The following is a 20987-nucleotide window of genomic DNA, read 5'->3' on the forward strand; positions in this document are numbered from 1 at the left end:
AAAAAACACACACAATGAAACTTAAAATATGCGGTATGAAATATCCTGAAAATATTCTCGAAGTAGGCGCACTATTGCCTGACTATATGGGATTTATTTTCTGGGAAAAATCCGCGCGATATTTTGATGGAACGATTCCTGAACTTATAAAAACTGTCAAAAAAGTAGGCGTTTTTGTAGATCAGAGTCAGGAAGAAATTCTGGAAAAAGTCGCAAAATACAATTTACAAGCCGTTCAATTACATGGTCATGAATCCGTTGATTTTTTAACCGAATTAAAAGAACAATTACCTAAAAAAGTCGAAATTATAAAAGTCTTTTCGGCTGATGAAAATTTTGATTTTGAAGTTATAAAACCTTTTGAACCATTCAGTGATTATTTTTTGTTTGACACCAAAGGAAAATTACCAGGCGGAAACGGAACAACTTTCGACTGGACGATATTAAAAAAATACAATTCCAAGAAACCTTTCTTTTTAAGCGGCGGAATTGGAATGAAGGAATTAAAAGCCATTGAAGAAATTTCAAAAACCAATTTACCAATTTATGCTGTTGATGTAAATAGTAAATTTGAAATTGAACCAGGGCTAAAAAACAGAAATTTATTTAGCAATTTCAAACGCAAATTTGATGTTGCCAACTTTTAAAATTTAAAAAAATGAGTTTTAACGTTAATGAAAAAGGATATTACGGGGAATTTGGCGGAGCTTATATTCCAGAAATGTTATATCCGAATGTAGAAGAACTACGCCAGAAATATTTAAGTATAATGGACGAACCAGATTTTAAAGCTGAGTTCAACCAACTGCTTAAAGATTACGTTGGACGTCCAAGTCCGTTGTATTTTGCAAAACGATTATCTGAAAAATACAACACCAAAGTTTACCTAAAAAGAGAAGACTTAAATCACACAGGAGCGCACAAAGTTAATAATACTATCGGACAAATTTTATTAGCAAAACGTCTAGGCAAAAAAAGAATTATTGCCGAAACTGGCGCTGGTCAACATGGTGTGGCAACTGCAACAGTTTGTGCTTTAATGGGAATAGAATGTATCGTTTATATGGGAGAAATTGACATTGCACGTCAAGCTCCAAACGTAGCACGTATGAAAATGTTAGGCGCAGAAGTTCGTCCAGCGCTTTCAGGATCAAGAACTTTAAAAGATGCTACAAACGAAGCAATCCGTGATTGGATTAATAATCCTGTAGACACACATTATATTATCGGATCGGCAATTGGACCGCATCCATATCCTGATATGGTAACTCGTTTTCAGAGTATTATTTCAGAAGAAATCAAATGGCAATTGAAAGAAAAAGAAGGTCGCGAAAACCCTGATTATGTTGTAGCTTGTATTGGTGGCGGAAGTAATGCGGCTGGAACTTATTACCACTTTCTTCACGAACCAAAAGTTGGAATTATTGCCGTGGAAGCAGCTGGAAAAGGTGTTGACAGCGGACATAGCGCGGCAACAAGCAAATTAGGAAAAGTTGGTGTTATTCACGGTTGCAAAACGCTGTTAATGCAAACTCCAGACGGGCAAATTACAGAACCTTATTCTATTTCTGCTGGATTAGATTATCCTGGAGTTGGACCTTTACACGCGCATTTAGCACAAAGCGGACGCGGTGAATTTTTCTCTGTAACGGATGATGATGCTATGAATGCTGGTCTTCAATTGACAAAACTTGAAGGAATTATTCCAGCAATCGAAAGTGCTCATGCCTTTGCTGTTTTAGATCAAAAGAAATTTAAGCCAACTGATGTTGTGGTCATTAGTCTTTCTGGTCGTGGCGATAAAGATTTAGATAATTATATTGATTACTTTAAATTGTAATAAAAATTGTAATTTGCAGGTTGGTTTTTAAAAATTGCCAACGCTAACAAATAACGAGAAAAATCATAATTATGGAACTATTATTCTCATACGGAACACTAAGATCGAAACAAATTCAGATGCAGATTTTTAATAAAGTTTTAGTGGGAACTCAAGATCAAATTTTGGGTTACAAACTAAAAAGTTTGCAAATTGAAGAGGAATTTGGAATGGCAGATTATGTTGTTGCTGTACCAAGCGAAAATCTGGAAGATATTATACACGGCGCTGTTTTTGAAGTTACTAATAATGAATTATTAAAAGTAGATCAGTTTGAATCTAATTCTTATAAAAGAGTTCAGGTAAAATTAAAATCTGGAAGAACGGCTTGGATTTACACAGAAAATAAATAATCGCTAAATATATTACGATAAAAAACTTAACCTATTTTGGAAATCGGTTAAGACAAAAAATACATATTAATGAACAGAATAACTCAAAAATTACAAGAAGATAAAAAAATCCTTTCTATCTATTTTTCTGCGGGATATCCGAATTTAAACGATACCGTGCAGATTATTCAGGATTTGGAAAAAAATGGAGTTGATTTAATTGAAATCGGGCTTCCTTTTAGTGATCCTTTGGCAGACGGACCAACGATTCAGGCAAGTTCTACTCAGGCGCTTCATAACGGAATGACAACTCAAATTCTTTTTGATCAACTAAAGAATATCCGCGAAAGCGTAAAAATTCCGTTGATTATTATGGGATATTTTAATCCGATGTTACAATATGGCGTTGAAGCTTTCTGTAAAAAATGCGCTGAAATCGGAATTGACGGTTTAATTATTCCAGATCTTCCAGTTGATGTTTATGCAGATGAATACAAAGCGATTTTCGAAAAATATGGTTTGATAAATGTATTTTTGATTACGCCACAAACTTCTGACGAAAGAATTCGTTTTATTGACAGCGTTTCAAACGGATTTATTTATATGGTAAGTTCTGCAAGCGTTACAGGATCTCAATCTGGTTTTGGAAATACTCAGGAAACTTATTTCGAAAGAATTGCAGAAATGAATTTGAAAAATCCTCAAATCGTTGGTTTCGGAATTTCTAATAAAGAAACTTTCAATCAGGCTACTAAATATGCAAAAGGCGCTATTATCGGAAGTGCTTTTATTAAACATTTAAGCGAAAGCGGAAGTGGGAAAATTGAGGAATTTGTTGGAGAAATTCGATAAGAAATTGTAATTAAGAATATAGTTTACGCTTAGTTTGTCATTCCGACGAAGGAGGAATCTTCGTTGCTAAATCTACAAAGATTGACACATTTAATAGCGGAGTTACTTGCGAAGATTCCTCCTTCGTCGGAATGACAAAAAAGACTGAAAAGCTGAAATACCTTAGTATTTCAGCTTTTTTTATTCAAAATTATCGAAACCGTTTTATGTTAATATTGTGTTAAAATAAAATTAAACAAGTGTTTAAATTAAACAAGTGTTTAATTTTGCATTCGATTAGAAACAATACCATGTCACAGATTGAATTGAACGACAAAAAAATTCAGATTCTTAACGTTGCTGAAAAGCTGTTTTCTGAGAAAGGATTTGAGGGTACATCTATACGGGACATTTCCAAAGAGGCAAAAATTAATATTGCCATGGTTTCGTATTATTTTGGTTCAAAAGAAAGACTTTTGGAATCTTTGATTTTTCACAAAACTGTTGATTTAAAACTACAACTCGAAAATTTATTACAAGAAAATCTTGAACCTCTTGAAAAAGTCAATAAATTAATCGAAATTTACATTAACAGAATTTGCCTTAACAAAGGGATTTACAGGGTTTTACATTTTGAACTTTACAATAAAAAGAGAGAAAAAAGCCTTCAAGCATTTACTGAACTTAAAAAAGGAAATTTAAAATCGGTTGAAAGCATTATCAAGCAAGGTCAAGCTGAGGGAGTTTTTAGAAAAGATATTAATATCCAACTCATTACACCAACAATTATTGGAACCTTTTTTCACTTTCACATGAACCGCTCATTCTTCGAAGAATTACTGGGTTTAAAAACAGAAGAAATGTTTAACAATTACATTAACAACGATCTAAAAAAGCACATTCAACAAACTATAAAAGCGCTACTTGTTTATGAAAATTAGTCAATTAATGCTCTTTGGGGTTTTCTTTATTGGAATATCTTCAATAGAAGCACAAGAAAAAACAAGTTTAACTTTAGATGAAGCCGTAAAAATGGCTTGGGAAAAGAGTAACGAAGTTACGCTTGCCAACACTAAGGTAAACACAAAAAAACACGAGTTAACAGCCGTAAAAAACAATCAATATCCTGATCTTAAAATTTCTGGACAATATCAGCGACTAACAAAAGCTTCGATTGATATGCACAACGAAGGGGAAAGTGCTGCTACTTTAGCTTCTCCAGACCGTGCTATGTTAGGAATGGCAAGTTTAAGTTTACCAATTTTTGCTGGATTTAAAATTCAAAGCAGTATTGATGCTTACGATAATCTTTATGAAGCTGAAACCGCAAATGCTGCAAAAACAAAAGAAGATGTAGCTTTACGAGTAATTACTTATTACACTGCATTATACAAAGCACAAAAAACTTTGGATGTTCTAAACGAAAATCAAAAAAGTGCTAAACAGCGTGTAACAGATTTTACAGAATTGGAGAAAAACGGAATTATTCCGAGAAACGATTTGTTGAAAGCGCAATTGTTGGTTTCTAAAACACAATTATCTATTGATGAAGCAACTAACAATTTAAATAACATCAATTTCTATTTGACTACTTTATTGAAATTAGCTCCTGAAACAAAACTTCAAGTTAATGAAGATGATTTCTTTAATTTGAAAACAAATAATGCTCCAACAACAGATGCATTAGCATTAGAAAGCAGAAAAGATTTGGAAGCAATTCGTTTACAATCTAAAGCTTCTGAAGCTAATGTTAAGATTGCAAAAGCAGGTTATTACCCTACTCTTTCATTACTTGGAGGTTATACAGCTTTGGATCTTAAAGATATCATCACTGTAAAATATGCTATGAATTTTGGTTTAGGTTTATCTTATGATTTATCAGGAATTATAAAAAATAGCGCACACGTAAAAGAAGCTGAAAGTAGAGCACTTGAAGTAAAAAATACAGAAGCTATCATGACAGACCGCATTAAAGTTGAAGTTCAGAAATCTCTTGAAGATTATGACTTAGCAATTAATCAAAGCGTGGTTTATGAAGAAGCGCTTCAACAAGCTGCTGAAAACTATAGACTTGTTAAAGACAAATTCGATAATGGATTAGCAGATACCAATGATTTGGTTGAAGCTGATGTTGAGCAATTAAGCGCAAAAATAAATACTGCGGTTGCAAAAGCATCAATCATTCAAAAATATTACGAATTACTTTCAGTATCAGGACAATTATCACAATCATTCAATCTTTCTAAAATATAATCGATAGCTCTCATGGAAAAGAAAAAGACAAATAAAAAATTCATCATCATATTAACCGTTATGGTTTTATTGGGAGGAACTTACGGAATCTCTAAATATTTACATTCACAAGCTCACGAAGAAACAGATGATGCTCAGATTGAGAAAAGAATGAACCCGATTATCCCGAGAGTTTCTGGATATATCAGCAAAGTTTATGTGAAAGATAATGATTATGTAAAAAAAGGAGATACTTTATTTACTATCGATAAGAGAGATTATCAATTGAAGATTGATGAGGCTAACGCTGCATTATTAGGAGCTGAAGGTCAGTTTGAAGCTGCAAAAGCAGATATTGGAAGTGCTTATGCAAGCATTTCAGTTTCTGACGCTCAAATGAGATCTGCAAGCGGTTCTATCGAAAGTGCTAAGATTAGATTGAGACAGCTTACAAACGATTATAACCGTTACAACAACTTGTACAAAACTCATACGATTACTAAACAACAATATGAGCAGGCTTTAACAGCAAAAGAAGAAGCTGAAAATCAAGTACGTGTTTTAGAACAACAGCAAAAAGCTACTTCTTACCAAAAATCAGTTATTCAATCAAAATCTAAAGTTTCTGATAAACAAACTGAAGTTGCTGCAGCAAACATCAAAAAAGCAAAAACAATGTTAGATGTTGCGCATTTAAATCTTTCTTACACTGTAGTTACTGCTGCAATTGATGGTCAGGTTTCTAAAGTAGATATTCAGCCAGGACAATTGGTTCAGCCAGGTCAATCTTTATTCTACATCATCAACAATACTGAAGCTTGGGTTGTAGCTAACTTTAAAGAAACACAATTAAATAAAATGGTTGTGGGACAAAAAGTAGGTTTAAAAGTTGATGCTTATCCTAATTACGAATTTCAAGGAACTGTATCTTCTTTCTCTCCTGCAACAGGATCTCGTTTTTCATTATTACCTCCTGATAACGCAACAGGAAACTTCGTAAAAACAATTCAGAGATTACCAGTAAAAATTACGATTGACGCATCTAACGATCCTGAAAAAGTAAAACTTTTAAGACCAGGAATGAACGTTGACGTTGATGTACATTTAAAATAAAATATGGCAGGAGCAGTACAAGCAGACGACGATTTAGTAGAATACGGTTTCAGACGTGTTATCATTACGATTACGGCAGTACTTTGTGCATTGCTAGAAATCGTAGATACAACGATTGTAAACGTAGCGCTAACGGACATGCGAGGAAGTCTTGGGGCGACCCTTACCGACGTAGCATGGGTAATTACAGCATACGCAATTGCGAATGTTATTGTAATTCCGATGACGAGCTGGCTATCACAGCAATTTGGACGACGTAATTACTTTGTGGCTTCCATTATAATATTTACAGTCTGTTCTTTTTTGTGTGGTAATGCCACCAATATTTGGGAACTTGTAGCCTTCCGATTCGTACAAGGTATGGGTGGTGGAGCGCTACTTGTAACAGCCCAAACGATTATTACAGAAAGTTACCCCGTAGCCAAACGTGGAATGGCGCAGGCTATTTACGGAATGGGTGTAATTGTTGGGCCAACTTTAGGTCCGCCTTTGGGAGGATATTTAGTTGATAATTATTCTTGGCCTTATATATTTTACATCAATATTCCACTAGGAATTATTGCTACGATTTTGGCTTTAACTTTTGTTAGAAGTCCGAAATATGGAGAAAAATTAAAAGCCAATCAGGTTGACTGGTGGGGAATCATTTTGTTGAGTGCCTTTATCGGATCTTTACAATTCGTATTAGAACACGGTCAGCAAGACGATTGGTTTAATGATTCTCTTATTGTAACACTAAGTGTTGTGACAGTTTTAGGATTGGTTTTATTTATTTGGAGGGAGCTTACATATAAATACCCAATTGTAAACTTAAGTGTTCTAAAAGACGGAAATTTAAGAATCGGAACTATTATGTGTTTCATTCTTGGATTTGGATTGTACGGTTCAACGTTAATTATTCCGATTTATACACAGTCTATTTTAGGATGGACCGCAACTGATGCCGGATTATTATTAATTCCTGGATCTATCACAACGGCGATTATGATGCCGTTTGTGGGTAATATGATTCAGAAAGGTGTTCCGCAAGGTTATATGGTAGGAGTTGGATTTTTAGTTTTCTTCTTCTTTACCTTTATGATGTATTCAAGAATGACGCCTGATACTGGTGTAGAACATATGTATTGGCCATTAATTTTGAGAGGAATTGGTCTTGGATTACTTTTCGTTCCAATTACTACGCTTTCACTTTCAACTTTAAAAGGAAAACATATTGGTGAAGGAGCTGCTTTTACCGGAATGATGCGTCAATTAGGAGGATCATTTGGTATTGCTATCATTACCACTTTTATTACACGTTTTAGTCAATCACACAGAGTAGATTTAATTAACAATTTAGATCCAGCAAAGTTTGATGTGCAACAACGCATTACAGGGATGCAACATGCCTTTATGGCAAAAGGATATAGCGCAGATGTTGCTTTGAAAAAAGCTTATCAAGCCATAGAATATTCGATAATGAAACAAAGTACTGTAATGGCCTACATGGATATTTTCATGTATTTAGGAATTATGTTTTTATGCTGTATACCGATTATTCTCTTTATCAAAAAAGGGAAGAACAAAATTAATGCAGCCGACGCAATGCATTAATAATAATAATAATTTTATAATACGCAGAAACGCCGAATTCATCATTTAGAATTCGGCGTTTATTTTTTAGTCGCAGTTCCCAGTAGCAGTATTCAGTTTATAACCTTTGCGTAAAACTTTATGTTTTATAGTTAAAAACTCAGAATCTTAGCAACTTAGAACCTCAGCATCTTTAAAAAAATTATCTTGTAAAAACCAAATGATTTCCTTTTGAAAGATTGGCATCAAATCGGTATCCTTCGTAATTGAAACCTTTTAAATTATCTATTGTTTCAGCATTTGTGTCTATAATATAACGCACCATCATCCCCCTCGCCTTTTTGGCAAAGAAACTGATCATTTTTAATTTTCCGTCTTTATAATCTTTAAAATCTGGAGTAATTACAGGAACTTTCAACGCTTTTACATCAACAGCAGAAAAATATTCGTTACTTGCTAAATTCACAAATAATTCTTCTTTTTTCAATTCTTTATTTAGAGCTTTTGTTACTGTTGGCTTCCAGAATTCGTGCAGGTTTTTAGATTCACCAACAGGCATTTTAGTTCCCATTTCTAAACGATACGCCTGCATCAAATCAAGAGGTTTTAAAAGTCCGTAAAGTCCAGATAAAATTCTCAGTTTATCTTGCAAAACATCTAATTTTTCTAACGGAATGGTATAAGCGTCTAAACCTGTATATACATCACCATCAAAAGTATAAATTGCCGGACGTGCATTTTCTGGTGTAAAAGGTGTTTTCCAGTCTTGATTCCTTTTCCAGTTTAAATCGGCTAGTTTGTCTGAGATCGACATTAGTTCTGATAATTCTGCCGGCTTTTTTGTTTTTACAACTTTATGAACCACTCTTGCTTCTTTCAAAAATGAAGGTTCAGTATATTGCGGAGTTGGTAATTCTTTTTCGAAATTCAAAGATTTCGCTGGAGATATAACAATTTTCATGTGTGCTTTTTTCTATGATTCAAAAATACAAATTGCATTTCTAAAAATTATTATTTGCAATTGATTTGTTCTATTGTTGTATTTTTTTTCGCCACGACCCGAGCGATAGCGAACAGGCGAAGCAATTACACAAATTTCCACGAATTGTTTTTTTTATAGCCACAGATTACAGGATTAAAAAGATTAAAAAAAATCTGTGTAAATCTTTTTAATCTGTGGCAAAAAAACTGTGCAAAAAAATAAATTCGTGAAAATTCGTGTAATTCATGGCAACCCTTTCTCAATTCACAAAAATCAATATCAAAAACTATTAATTTCTTCAAAAAAGTGAGCTCTAGATTATAAAAGGCATTTTCTATGTTGTAAATTTGCATGCATTTTATTTCGATTGAAATTTGAAATGTATTTTTTATTCAAAAATTGAATTCGTGGCGATACAAACAAACCATAAAACTGCTTTACAAAACAAAATCTTCGATATCATTTCGAAAGCTTCTCAGGAATTAAAAGTTGACTCTTATGTGATCGGCGGATTTGTTCGTGATTTGCTTTTAAATCGAGGTTCTAAAAAAGATATTGATGTAGTTGCTGTTGGAAGCGGAATCGAATTGGCTCTTAAAGTTTCAGATTTACTTCCGAACAAACCAAAAGTTCAAGTTTTTAAAACTTACGGAACAGCAATGCTTCGTTTTGAAGATACCGACATCGAATTTGTTGGAGCTCGTAAAGAATCTTATACTCGCGACAGCCGAAATCCAGTTGTAGAAAACGGAACTTTGCAAGATGATCAAAATCGTCGTGATTTTACGATTAATGCATTGGCTTTATCATTAAATGAAAATAATTTTGGAGATCTTTTGGATCCTTTTGACGGTTTAACCGATTTAAAAAACAAAACAATCAAAACGCCTTTGGATTCAGATATTACCTATTCTGACGATCCTTTGCGAATGCTTCGTGCGATTCGTTTTGCTACGCAATTGAATTTCGAAATTGAAGAAAATTCATTGAATGCCATTACAAAAAATGCAGAGCGTATCAAGATTATTTCTGGCGAAAGAATTGTAGACGAATTAAACAAAATTCTTTCTACTCCAAAACCTTCTACAGGATTTTTACTTTTATATAAAACGGGACTTTTAGATCTTATTTTACCTGAATTAACAGCTTTAAATCAAGTAGAAGAAATTGAAGGTCATACGCATAAAAACAATTTCTATCATACGTTAGAAGTTGTAGATAACATTTGCCCAAACACAGATGATGTTTGGTTGCGATGGGCAGCTTTATTGCACGATATCGGGAAAGCACCAACAAAACGTTTCACAAAAAAACAAGGATGGACTTTTCACGGGCATGAATTTCTAGGTGGAAAAATGGCGAAGAAAATCTTCGAACGTTTGCATATGCCTTTGAACCATAAAATGAAATTCGTTCAGAAAATGGTTATTATGAGTTCACGTCCAATTGTATTGGCGCAGGATATTGTGACCGACAGCGCAGTTCGTCGTTTGGTTTTTGATGCCGGCGAAGATGTAGAAGATTTAATGACTTTGTGTGAGGCCGATATCACAACCAAAAATCCAGCGAAATTCAAGAAATATCATAAGAATTTTGAAGTTGTACGCAAAAAGATTGTAGAAGTAGAAGAACGCGATCATGTACGTAATTTTCAGCCGCCAATTACGGGTGAAGAAATTATGGAAATGTTTGATTTGAAACCTTCACGCGAAATTGGCGTTTTGAAAGAAGCGGTAAAAGAAGCCATTTTAGAAGGCGATATTCCGAATGAATATCAGGCGGCTTATGATTTTGTGATTAAAAGAGCTGAAAAACTAGGCTTAAAAAAAGTTGAGAAATAAGTATTATTTAATAAAATGAAAAAAGAGAATAAATCAGTAATCATTTGGTTACTATCGGGTTGTGTTTTATTATTTTTAATGGTTGTTGTGGGCGGAATTACACGTTTGACCAATTCAGGTTTATCTATGACCGATTGGCATTTGGTAACCGACACATTTCCACCTTTAACAGAAGCCAAATGGCAGGCCGCTTTTGACGAATATAAAAAGTTTCCTGAATACCAAAAAATCAATATTCACAACGATTTCCAATTAGCCGATTATAAATTTATTTATTTCTGGGAGTGGTTTCACCGTTTTATCGGTCGTATTATCGGATTGGTTTTCTTTGTTCCATTTGTTTACTTTTTAGCTAAAAAGAAATTAGATACGCCAACCATAAAAAAATGCGTAGTTCTTTTGGCAATGGGAGGTTTCCAAGGCTTTTTGGGTTGGTTTATGGTTCGCAGCGGATTAATCGACAATCCAGATGTAAGCCATTTTAGACTTTCTTTACACTTAACTTTTGCTTTTATCACTTTCGCCTATACGCTTTGGGTAGCTTTAGATTTAATTTATCCTGAAAGAAATATCAATAAAATATTACCACTTCGAAAAATTGCACGTTATGCTTTAGTTGCACTATTAATTCAGATTATTTACGGTGGTTTTGTTGCGGGATTAAATGCAGGGTTAATTCACAATCACTGGCCTTTAATGAGCGATGGAGAATTTATTCATGAGTCGGTTTTTATTGAGCAATCTTCTTTAATCAAAAATTTAATTGAAGGAAAAAGCGGTGTTCAATTTGTACATAGAACTTTTGCTTATGTAGTTGTTGCGATTATTCTTTTTCTTTTCTTTAAAAGCAAAAAATATACGCTTACAAGAACTCAAGCAAACGGAATCAATACTTTAGTTGTTTTTGTATTCATTCAATTTTTACTGGGAGTTTTCACTTTATTGTACAGCGTTCCTTTGGCTTTAGGATTAATTCACCAGATTATGGCATTTTTCCTTTTGAGTGCGATGACGTTTACTTTGCATAGATTGAGCAAATAAAATCGAATATATATTAAAACATAAAAAAGCTGTCTCAAAAAGACAGCTTTTTTTGTAAGCTTCAGAGAAGCGAAATATTTATAGAAAAAGAAAGCTCCAGCGGAGCGACATATTTTTTTCATCCTTAATATATGCCGCTCCGCTGGAGCTTATTTTAATTGTTTATTGTAATTCTATAAATATTTCACCCCGCTGGGGTTATATTGAATTAAAATCTGTTGGATTTCTAATTTTAATAAAATCTATTACCCCAACCAAGCCTTAAAATCCTGCACTTTTTCTCGGCTCACAATTACCTCATCTTCTTTGTAAGTTGGTAAAATCACTTTAAGTCGAGAATTGGTATAAACCTGAATTTCTTTAATCGCTTTTAGCGGAACAATAAATTTTCTGCTTACGCGAAAAAAATCCTTCTTGTCTAATTCTTGCTCCAAAATTTCTAAAGTCGAATCAATCAAATAATCGCGATTGTCGTATGTATGAATGTATGTTCCTTTGTTTTCGCTAAAAAAACATTCAATTTCCTCAGTTGTAATTACTTTTAGATGCTGACCAATTTTTACCGTAAATCTCTTTTTATATTCCTTTTCAAAAGGATTTGAAAGCATTTGGCGAATCTGTTCAAAATCTAATTGCAGGTTTGAAGTTTCTGCTGTTTTCGGAATTCGCGTTTTATATTTAGAAACCGCAGTTTCCAAATCATCTTCATCAATTGGCTTTAGTAAATAATCTATGCTATTTAATTTAAAAGCCTTTAAAGCATATTCATCATACGCTGTTGTAAAAATGATTGCACTTTTGATATCAATCTTTTCAAAAATTTCAAAAGACAAACCGTCGGATAGCTGAATATCCAGAAAAATCAAATCCGGATGTGGATTGTTTTCAAACCATTCGATAGATTCTTCAACCGAATGAAGCATGGTTTCTACCGTAACATCTAACTTTTCAAGTTTTCTTTGCAGCAATCTTGCCGCTGGTTTTTCGTCTTCTATAATTAATGTAATCATTTACTATATGCTAAAATTTGAAAAAATATTAGTTCAAAGTTACTCCCATTTATTTTTATTTGCGGCGTCTTTATCCATATATTTCTGGATTTTCTTTTGCTCCCAATCCGAGTTAAAGAACCATTCAGAAGCAAAAACAGATAATCCATGTGCTACCAAACCAATTCCCCAAAAGAATGCTGTAGAATAAGTATGCCATTCAGATAAACCGCTGAAATCGATTCCGCTTCCTAAATGATTTCTACTTAAACTTGATACAATAATAATCATATTTACAATTACATAAACCTTCAAATGGGAATAAAATCCTTTTATTTTTTTTACTTTTTGATAGGCTGCATTGTAACTTTCGTCGTTAGTATATTCTCCAGAATGCTGTTTTGCATATTCTTCGTACATATCTCTTCTAAAACGTCCCATAACTATATTTTTTAATAAATTATTGCCACTTGTTTTTATTCTCTTTTTCTTTCTCCATAAATTCCTGGATCTTTCTTTCTTCCCATTCTTTGCCCATTCCAGGAAAAACTTCAAAAACTTTTAATCCATGAAAGATAACACCAACTCCCCACCACAAAAGCGGCCAGAAAAACCATAAATATTGCGGTGATGTATATAAATTGATAAAGATTAAAATCGCGTTTACTAATATATAAGAAACCAGATTTCCATAAAATCCTTTAATATTTTCGACTTTCTTTTTAGCCGCAATATATCTTTCCTCTTCGCTTAAATTCCTTTCCATGACTATTCCCATTTTTGTTTTTTATATTTTTTTTCTAAGATGCTTTTCAATTTACGTTGTTCCCATTGTGTGCCAAAAATTTTGTAAGATGCAAACATATCAATAGCAGAACCAAGTATTACCGCCGACCAAATAATCATAACCACCCAATTGATGTATTTTATTGGAAAAAAATGAAGTGGCAGATTGGTATATTCTTTCAGAAGAAATACAATCATCGAAATTACATAAACGAATAAATGATTGTAAAAAGACTTCAGCTGCGTCACTTTTTTGCTGGCCATTTCCTTCAAAATAGTTTGTTCCTGATTGTTACTCAAATTTGTTTCCATGATTACTTTCAAATCTACGTTTATTTTCTTTTTCTAAAAGTTCTTGTATTTTTTTATCCTCCCATTTTCTATTAAAAAAAGGCGGATATTCAAAAGCTTTTAATCCGTGTAAGATTATCGCAATTCCCCAACCCATTACCGACCAAATCCACCAGAGATATTCTGGAGAAACCATGTAATTGACCACAATTACAATTGGGTTGCACAAAACATATACGGTAAGATGTTCATAAAACTCTCTTATTTCTTTTACTTTTTTCCGAGCATCATAATAACGGTCCGCTTCAGTAAAATCTTTATCAGTCATTATTTCCACGTTTTTTGTTTATTATCTCTTTCCAAAATTTCTCTTATTTTACGTTCTTCCCAGTCTGAACTGTATCCAAAAACTTTAAAAGCATGCATGACAACTCCAAATCCCCATCCTAAAGCTGAAAACCAAAACCATTGAAATCCTGGTGAAAATTTTAAGTTGATAAAAACTAAAAACGGAATCACACAACAGTATGCTATAATATTTCCGTAAAAACCTTTTAGTTCTTCTACTCTTTTTTTGGCTCTATAATATGCTTTTGCTTCATCTGTATATTCTGCACTCATTTCCATAACTGTAATTTGTTTGGTTAAAATTGGAATTCTAACCGTGAAATTCTTTTCGTCTTGATCAATTTTCACTCTTCGGTCGGTTACAATTCCGTAACGGTTTACAATATTCTGCAATCCAACACCTTGTCTGTCTTGCAAAACTTCTTTTTTCTGAAGATCATTTTGAATTGCCAGATAATCTCCATCAATAAATATTCTAATATGCAATGGTTTTTGTTCGCTTACAATATTGTGTTTTACTGTATTTTCTAATAAAAGCTGTAAAGAAAGCGGAACCACTTTGGCTTCTGGATTACTATTTTCTGTTGGCAATTCGTAAAACAAACTATTTTCGAAACGCATTTTCAGCAAGTTCATATAGGTTTTTGCGAATGATAATTCGTCTTCAACAGAAACCAATTCTTTATCTTTTTGCTCTAAAACATATCTGTAAATTTTAGATAAAGAAGTAGTAAAACGTTGCGCATTATCAGGATTTTCTTCGATCAAAGAACTTAAAACATTTAAACTATTAAATAGAAAATGCGGATCAATCTGGTTTTTTAAACTTTCGAATTTTGCGCTGGCAGTTCCGGCGATAATTTTTTGCTGTGTAATTTCAACTTTTGAAGCTTTTTTCCACTTTACCATGAAACTTCTGGCTTGTAAAAAAGTGGAAACTCCTAATGATAAAATGATATAAAAAAGATGTACCCATATCATTCTTCCTCCCAAAAACACCTCTAAACTTACATCTTGCAATACCACAAAAATGAAATAGTTTATGGCTAAAACTACGGGAACGGTGTACAAAACAGTTACTAGAATTCCGTAATAAACTCTAAGATTTGTTTGTTCTAGCCAATCCCATTTTTTATCTAGAAGTACATTAAGAAAACCGTTTCCAAAACCCAATCCGAAAGAATAAAGACAGCTTATAAAGAAAGTTAAAAGAACATTTCTAACATTTAAATCATCTCCTAAAGAAGCAGAAAATATTACGGCAAAGATCATAGAAATCTTGAAACAGACTATTGTTCCACTTTTCAGATCGGTAAATGTTCTTTCTTTCATTATATGCTGCTTATATTAGTTTGTTATTTACAAGTTTTTTGAATTTCCAAAGCTCTTTCTAATCCCCATTTTGGAGAAAAAGGTGTTGCTGGTTTAAATGTATTAAAAAGTTCAATAGATTTATCAATTTGCGCGCATAAAGGTTTTGTATCAACTCCTGTCCATTTTGCGCCTCCTAATTGGTAATCAGCTTCTCCAAAAACAGCTCTAGGATTGTTCGGATCTAACGCTTTTGCTTTCGCGTAAGCTTCCATAACTTTACCAGAATATTTCATTCCATTTGTCATAGGATCTGCCACAACATATCCAGTGTAGATTAGAGCCTGCATTACGTATAATTCTGAATTGCTTTGATCTTTTATCAATTCTACATCCAAAGCGTCTTGTGCTTTTGTCAATAAAAGAGTAATTTTTGTTTTGTCTTTTTCTGTAAATACTGCCGTTGTATTGATTAAAGCGATGTAATAGTTTGGCAGATAACTGTTTTTTTCAGCAGCAGCAATTCTTTCAAATAATTGAGAAGCTTCTGTATTTTTTCCTTCTTTCCAAAGCCCAAAAGCTTTTGTCATTCCTTGTTCAAATTGTGTTTGTGCAGATAATAAACTGCAAACAAATAATGTAATAACAGTGATAATTTTGGTCATGATTTCTTTTTTTTAAAGTTACTAAGGTTCTGAGGTTCTAAGTTTTTTTCTGATTGATAATTAAAACTTCTTTTTTAGGTTCAAAGGTTCAGAGTTGCAAAGGTTCAGAGGTTTGATTTTCTTATTATTAACATTCAAAAAACTTTGAACCTTTGTTACTTTGCTTCTTTGTTCCTTTTAATTTATACTTCAAAAGTATATCGGTTTTTACTCTTATAAAATTAAATAATACTGAGTTGTTGATTTTGGTTACTGAATTGTTTTTTTTTGAGGGGCAAAGGTTTAGAGGTACAAAGGGACAAAGGTTTTTCTACTAAAAATCAACTCATTTCAATAACCTCTGAACCTTTTTCACTTTGTACCTTTGAACCTAAAAACTATAAGTTTTTTAACTGATTCTCATTTTTATTCTGACTAATCGTCCAGAAGAAGCCTACGAAGAAAAACCTGTCTGCTGTCGGAATTATAGCTTGTCTTTGATAAACTCCACTTGCGTCTGGTGTTCTGGCATAATCGTATCCAAAAACATTTTGAGTTCCTAAAATATTTGAAACTGAGAAATAAAGGATTTTTTGCGTTGTCAATAAATATGCCCAGTTGAAACTCAAACTATTGTACGATTTTGTTTTTCCGTTCATAAATTGTGTTTGGTTCGGATCATTGTACGGTCGTCCTGAACTAAAACTATTTGTAAATCCGATTTGTGATTTCCAATCTGTAATGAAATATTTTGTCACCACAGATAGATTATGATTGGCAACAAAACTAGGAGTTACCATATTTGGAAAGTTTTTATACTGTCTTTCTGAATCGATGTAAGAATAAGAAATCCAATATTCTAAGTTTTTGTACAAATTACTGTCTCTCCAAAGCAAATCAAAACCTTTTGCATAACCCGATCCGTTGTTATTAAAAACCGAATTGTATTGAATATCTCTTGTATCGTACTGAACCAAATTGCTATAATCTTTATAATATAATTCTGTTCTAAGCAATTGTCCAGGTTTTGTAAACGTATAATTCAAAATATAATGTTTTGCTTTTTCACTTTCAAACTGATGATATTTAGAATATTTAATATAATCTACAACCGGTGTCTGCGTAAAATCTCCGTAAGCAAAAGAAAATTGACTGCTTTTTGAAACTTTATATCCTAAAGAAGCCCTTGGCGCAATGTTATTTTCATTTAATAAACTATTGTTAGAATATCTTAAACCAACTTTTAAAGCTAAATTTTTTGAGAATGCAATATCTCCTTCTGCATAAGATGCAAAAATATTAGAGTCGTAACCGTTGGCAACATTTAGAGAAGCGTTGTCAGCAATATCTTCATTAAATTTTGTAATGAAATAATCTGCTCCAAAAGAAAATTTAAAATAGTTTGAGAATTTCTTTGAGAATTTTAATTTTAACTGTGCTGCATTTTCCTGATTATTAATTCCAGTAATATCATATTTCAATTTGTTTTTGCTGTAACCATAACTAACTCCAGAAGTTAATTGCCAACCTGGTCCGATACTTCCTTTGTAAGATGAATTCAAATAGAAGTTATTATTGTTCATATCCGTTCTAATCGGATTTTCAAAATTGATGTTTTTCTGATTTAAATCGAATCTTTCAGAATCAAAAGAAGCATATAATTTAAATACTCCGTTTGTAAATTTATATCTGTAAACCGTTTCTCCTCCAAGCGATTGATACGGATTATTCCAATCTACATTTTGTGGAATTACAGCTTGATAAGGTGCAAGATTTACATACATTGCATTAACACTCAATGAGCTTTTTTCCCATTTTTGAGTATTTCCTAAACTCAAACCAACCGTCATAAATCCGATATCTGTTTTTTCGTGATCTTCTTCGTCATTCGTATTCAAAAGCAAAACACTCGATAATGCTTCGCCGTATTCTGCAGAATAACCTCCAGTAGAAAATGCGATTCCGCTAAATAAGAAAGGAGAGAATCTGCTTCGAGTTGGTAAATTATTTGTAGTTGCACCGTATGGTTGCGCTACACGAATTCCGTCTACAAATGTTTGTGTCTCATTTGCTTCTCCTCCGCGCACAAACAAACGTCCGTCTTCACCCACGCTTTGAGTTCCAGGCAAAGTTTGTAAAGCAGCCACGATATTTCCAGCTGAACCTGCCGTTGTTACAATATCTAGTGGTTTTAAAACAGAAACTCTTGCTTTTTCTCCAGATTCTAAAGTTCCAGCGGTAATAACAACTGCATCTAAGGCATTTACATTTTCTCTTAATTTTACAGTTTGATCTTTATAATTCGCAACATCAATTTCTTGTTTGAATGTTTCAAAAAGTAAAAAACTAACCACTAAAAATTTATTTCCAGTTTCAGTAGTTTCAAAAGAAAAATCTCCTGTTTCAGAACTTGTTGCTCCGTCGTAAGTTCCGTCAATATAAATATTAGCACCTACAACTGGTTTTCCTTTTTGGTCTACAACTTTTCCCGAAATAGTATTCTGAGCAAAAATTAAAGCTGTAAAAAATAAAAAGCTAATGGTAAAAAATAATTTGGTTTTCATATCATCTTTGGTTTTGATGAGGCAAATATATTTTAACATTAAACGTTAAAAAATATATAATAACCCAATTGTAGAATTTCGAGGATGAGTTGTAAATGACTAATTTGTATCTTAGCTAGGAATTCCAAAAAATTACCATTTATGTCAGAAAGCACAAGAATTTCAAATTTATATCAATCCATTTATAATGGAAATCCTTGGCTAGAAGTTAATCTAGCCAACACTTTACAAAATGTAACGGCAGAACAAGCTTACAAAAAAATAAATCCAAATTTGAACACGATTTGGGAAATAGTGAATCATTTAATTCAGTGGAGAAGAAATATTTTAGAACGTATGCAAGGAGAAGTTATCAAAACTCCAGATCATAATTATTTTGTTCCCGTTATAGATCCTTCAGAAGCTGCTTGGGAACAATCGCTTCAAACATTGGCAAAATCGCAAGAATCTTGGAATACCTTTTTTGAAACTTTTGATGACGCTGATTTAGCAAAAATCTATGTTAATAATGGTCATAGTTATTACGAACATTTGCACGGAATTATTCAGCACGATGTGTATCATTTGGGGCAAATTGTTATTTTAAAGAAACTGCTTTAGTTAAGATAAGATTTCCATAATATTGTCATTTCGAGGAACGAGAAATCTTCGTAAGTAATTCGACAAAGATTGACGATTTCCTCACGGAGTTTCTTGTGAAGATTCCTCCTTCGTCGGAATGACAAAAATGAGACTCAGATTAATTTTAAAACTTAAATTATAAGATGAAAACCTCAATTTTTATTCTAGCCTTTTTACTTTTTAATACTGTCGCTTTTTCACAAGAAACCGAGGCGAAATATGATGAAGCTTTAGCAAAATCGCTTCACGCCGACGAATACGGAATGAAGAAATATGTTTTTTGTCTTTTAAAATCTGGAAGCAATACAACGGCTTCAAAAGAAGAAAGCAAAAAGTTGTTTGAAGGTCATATGGCTAATATTAATAAATTAGCTAAAGAAGGAAAACTAGTTGTTGCTGGACCTTTCATGAAAAATGACAGAAACTATCGAGGCATTTATGTATTTAATGTAGAAACTGTCGAAGAAGCAAAAAAATTGGTAGAAACAGATCCTGCTATAAAAGCCAATTTACTCGAAGCAGAATTAACGCCTTGGTATTGTACCGCAGCTTTGCAGGAAACGGTAAAAATACATGATAAAATTGCCAAGACGAAAATGTAAATAATGAAAACAGAAAAAGAAAAAATGATCTCTAGCGAATATTACAACGCTTTTGATCCAGAATTACTAAAAGGTCGTCGCGCCGCAAAAAACCTTTTACACAGCTTAAACGTAAAAGAATATCGAGTTACCAAAAAAGCAAAAGAAATTTTAAAAGAACTGATTCCAAATGCTGGAGCTGGTTTATATATAGAACCTCCTTTCCATTGCGATTATGGTTATAATATTTTTGCTGGTGAAAACGTTTATTTTAATGTGAATTGTGTGGTTTTGGATTGCGCACCAGTAAATATTGGTTCAAATGTATTTATTGCACCAAATGTTCAAATTTATACTGCATCGCATCCGCTTGACGCTGAATTAAGAAAAACATTAGAAAATGCTTATCCTGTCACAATTGGAGATGATTGCTGGATTGGCGGAAACTCGGTTATCTGTCCAGGCGTAACAATAGGAAAAGGTTGTGTTATTGGCGCTGGATCTGTAGTAACAAAAGATATTCCAGACAACTCGCTTGCGGTTGGAAATCCTGCAAAAGTTATCCGAAAATTAAATCAAGAAACTGAATCAAAATCATAATGCTTACACTTAATAAAGTTCATCATATTGCCATTTTATGTTCTGATTACGAAAAATCGAAATATTTCTATACACAGATTTTAGGTTTAACCATTATTCGTGAAATTTACCGCGAAGAACGCCAATCTTATAAATTAGATTTGGCTTTGAATGGTTCGTATGTTGTTGAATTATTTTCATTTCCAAATCCGCCGCAAAGACCTTCTAGACCCGAAGCAGTTGGTTTAAGACATTTGGCTTTTGAAGTTATAAATTTAGAAGAAACTATTGCTTTTTTAACTTCAAAAAATATAGAATCAGAGCCAATTAGAATTGATGAAACTACTGAAAAACGTTTCACTTTTATTGCTGATCCAGATTTGTTACCGATTGAGTTTTATGAAAGATAAGTTTTTGCCACAAAGGCACTAAGAACGCAAAGTTTTCTCT

Annotated in this window: 23 protein-coding genes; 14 read left to right on the plus strand and 9 right to left on the minus strand. The window is 32.9% G+C overall.

The features are described 5' to 3' along the window. Nucleotides 1–14 precede the first annotated feature (14 nt). From NYQ10_RS21725 to NYQ10_RS21760, 8 genes are all read left to right on the plus strand, one after another. Nucleotides 15–647, plus strand: coding sequence for a phosphoribosylanthranilate isomerase (locus NYQ10_RS21725; RefSeq protein WP_289878214.1), 633 nt, complete (start codon nt 15–17; stop codon nt 645–647). An 11-nt stretch (nt 648–658) separates the two neighbouring features. Next, entirely contained in the window at nt 659–1840 is a 1182-nt protein-coding gene (gene trpB, locus NYQ10_RS21730) for a tryptophan synthase subunit beta (RefSeq protein ID WP_289878215.1), read from the plus strand. 71 nt (nt 1841–1911) lie between these two features. Continuing rightward, entirely contained in the window at nt 1912–2232 is a 321-nt protein-coding gene (locus tag NYQ10_RS21735; protein WP_109194532.1) for a gamma-glutamylcyclotransferase family protein, read from the plus strand. A 69-nt stretch (nt 2233–2301) separates the two neighbouring features. Beyond that, a complete protein-coding gene (gene trpA, locus NYQ10_RS21740; protein WP_289878216.1) occupies nt 2302–3063 on the plus strand; it encodes a tryptophan synthase subunit alpha in 762 nt (253 codons plus the stop codon). Nucleotides 3064–3353: 290 nt separating this feature from the next. Beyond that, nucleotides 3354–3983, plus strand: a complete 630-nt coding sequence (locus NYQ10_RS21745; protein WP_289878217.1) for a TetR/AcrR family transcriptional regulator — start codon at nt 3354–3356, stop codon at nt 3981–3983. Continuing rightward, on the plus strand, nt 3973–5295 hold the full coding sequence (locus NYQ10_RS21750) for a TolC family protein (RefSeq protein WP_289878218.1): 1323 nt from the start codon (nt 3973–3975) through the stop codon (nt 5293–5295). The genes NYQ10_RS21745 and NYQ10_RS21750 overlap by 11 nt, the downstream gene beginning before the upstream one ends. Nucleotides 5296–5307: 12 nt before the next feature. Continuing rightward, nucleotides 5308–6387, plus strand: a complete 1080-nt coding sequence (locus NYQ10_RS21755) for an HlyD family secretion protein (protein WP_289878219.1) — start codon at nt 5308–5310, stop codon at nt 6385–6387. Nucleotides 6388–6390: 3 nt separating this feature from the next. After that, nucleotides 6391–7980 carry an MDR family MFS transporter gene (locus tag NYQ10_RS21760; protein ID WP_289878220.1) on the plus strand — a complete coding sequence of 530 codons (1590 nt, stop codon included), beginning with the start codon at nt 6391–6393 and terminating at the stop codon, nt 7978–7980. A gap of 181 nt (nt 7981–8161) precedes the next feature. On the opposite strand, the gene yaaA is transcribed toward NYQ10_RS21760, so the two are convergent. Further along, complete coding sequence (gene yaaA / locus NYQ10_RS21765) at nt 8162–8920, minus strand: peroxide stress protein YaaA (RefSeq protein WP_289878221.1); 759 nt, start codon at nt 8918–8920, stop codon at nt 8162–8164. Between the two features lie 428 nt (nt 8921–9348). Between yaaA and NYQ10_RS21770 the strand changes: the two genes are divergently transcribed. Together NYQ10_RS21770 and NYQ10_RS21775 are read left to right on the plus strand one after the other, a co-directional pair. After that, a complete protein-coding gene (locus NYQ10_RS21770) occupies nt 9349–10782 on the plus strand; it encodes a CCA tRNA nucleotidyltransferase (protein WP_289878222.1) in 1434 nt (477 codons plus the stop codon). Between the two features lie 15 nt (nt 10783–10797). Further along, nucleotides 10798–11823, plus strand: a complete 1026-nt coding sequence (locus tag NYQ10_RS21775; RefSeq protein ID WP_289878224.1) for a COX15/CtaA family protein — start codon at nt 10798–10800, stop codon at nt 11821–11823. 245 nt (nt 11824–12068) lie between these two features. Here NYQ10_RS21775 and NYQ10_RS21780 read toward each other — a convergent pair whose 3' ends face one another. The 8 genes from NYQ10_RS21780 to NYQ10_RS21815 all read right to left on the minus strand — a co-directional run bounded on the left by NYQ10_RS21780 (nt 12069) and on the right by NYQ10_RS21815 (nt 18756). Further along, nucleotides 12069–12833, minus strand: a complete 765-nt coding sequence (locus NYQ10_RS21780; RefSeq protein WP_289878225.1) for a LytR/AlgR family response regulator transcription factor — start codon at nt 12831–12833, stop codon at nt 12069–12071. Between the two features lie 39 nt (nt 12834–12872). Further along, nucleotides 12873–13253, minus strand: a complete 381-nt coding sequence (locus tag NYQ10_RS21785) for a 2TM domain-containing protein (RefSeq protein WP_289878226.1) — start codon at nt 13251–13253, stop codon at nt 12873–12875. Between the two features lie 19 nt (nt 13254–13272). Further along, on the minus strand, nt 13273–13578 hold the full coding sequence (locus NYQ10_RS21790; RefSeq protein ID WP_289878227.1) for a 2TM domain-containing protein: 306 nt from the start codon (nt 13576–13578) through the stop codon (nt 13273–13275). 2 nt (nt 13579–13580) lie between these two features. Then, complete coding sequence (locus NYQ10_RS21795; protein WP_289878228.1) at nt 13581–13910, minus strand: 2TM domain-containing protein; 330 nt, start codon at nt 13908–13910, stop codon at nt 13581–13583. Next, nucleotides 13891–14217 carry a 2TM domain-containing protein gene (locus NYQ10_RS21800; RefSeq protein WP_289878229.1) on the minus strand — a complete coding sequence of 109 codons (327 nt, stop codon included), beginning with the start codon at nt 14215–14217 and terminating at the stop codon, nt 13891–13893. The genes NYQ10_RS21795 and NYQ10_RS21800 overlap by 20 nt, the downstream gene beginning before the upstream one ends. Next, on the minus strand, nt 14217–15569 hold the full coding sequence (locus tag NYQ10_RS21805) for a histidine kinase (RefSeq protein WP_289878230.1): 1353 nt from the start codon (nt 15567–15569) through the stop codon (nt 14217–14219). Before NYQ10_RS21805 ends, NYQ10_RS21800 begins: the two co-directional genes overlap by 1 nt. A 23-nt stretch (nt 15570–15592) precedes the next feature. Continuing rightward, nucleotides 15593–16213, minus strand: a complete 621-nt coding sequence (locus tag NYQ10_RS21810; protein WP_289878231.1) for a hypothetical protein — start codon at nt 16211–16213, stop codon at nt 15593–15595. A gap of 377 nt (nt 16214–16590) precedes the next feature. Further along, nucleotides 16591–18756, minus strand: a complete 2166-nt coding sequence (locus NYQ10_RS21815; protein ID WP_289878232.1) for a TonB-dependent receptor — start codon at nt 18754–18756, stop codon at nt 16591–16593. Between the two features lie 141 nt (nt 18757–18897). Between NYQ10_RS21815 and NYQ10_RS21820 the strand changes: the two genes are divergently transcribed. The 4 genes from NYQ10_RS21820 to gloA2 all read left to right on the plus strand — a co-directional run bounded on the left by NYQ10_RS21820 (nt 18898) and on the right by gloA2 (nt 20947). After that, nucleotides 18898–19356 (plus strand): DinB family protein, encoded by a 459-nt coding sequence (locus NYQ10_RS21820; protein ID WP_289878233.1) that lies wholly within the window; start codon nt 18898–18900, stop codon nt 19354–19356. Between the two features lie 164 nt (nt 19357–19520). Next, nucleotides 19521–19979, plus strand: a complete 459-nt coding sequence (locus NYQ10_RS21825) for a YciI family protein (RefSeq protein ID WP_289878234.1) — start codon at nt 19521–19523, stop codon at nt 19977–19979. Between the two features lie 3 nt (nt 19980–19982). Next, a complete protein-coding gene (locus NYQ10_RS21830) occupies nt 19983–20558 on the plus strand; it encodes a sugar O-acetyltransferase (protein ID WP_289878235.1) in 576 nt (191 codons plus the stop codon). Next, a complete protein-coding gene (gene gloA2, locus NYQ10_RS21835) occupies nt 20558–20947 on the plus strand; it encodes an SMU1112c/YaeR family gloxylase I-like metalloprotein (RefSeq protein WP_111363319.1) in 390 nt (129 codons plus the stop codon). The genes NYQ10_RS21830 and gloA2 overlap by 1 nt, the downstream gene beginning before the upstream one ends. The last annotated feature ends 40 nt before the right edge of the window (nt 20948–20987 follow it).

Source organism: Flavobacterium johnsoniae, from assembly GCF_030388325.1.
Taxonomy (GTDB): Bacteria; Bacteroidota; Bacteroidia; order Flavobacteriales; family Flavobacteriaceae; genus Flavobacterium; species Flavobacterium johnsoniae_C.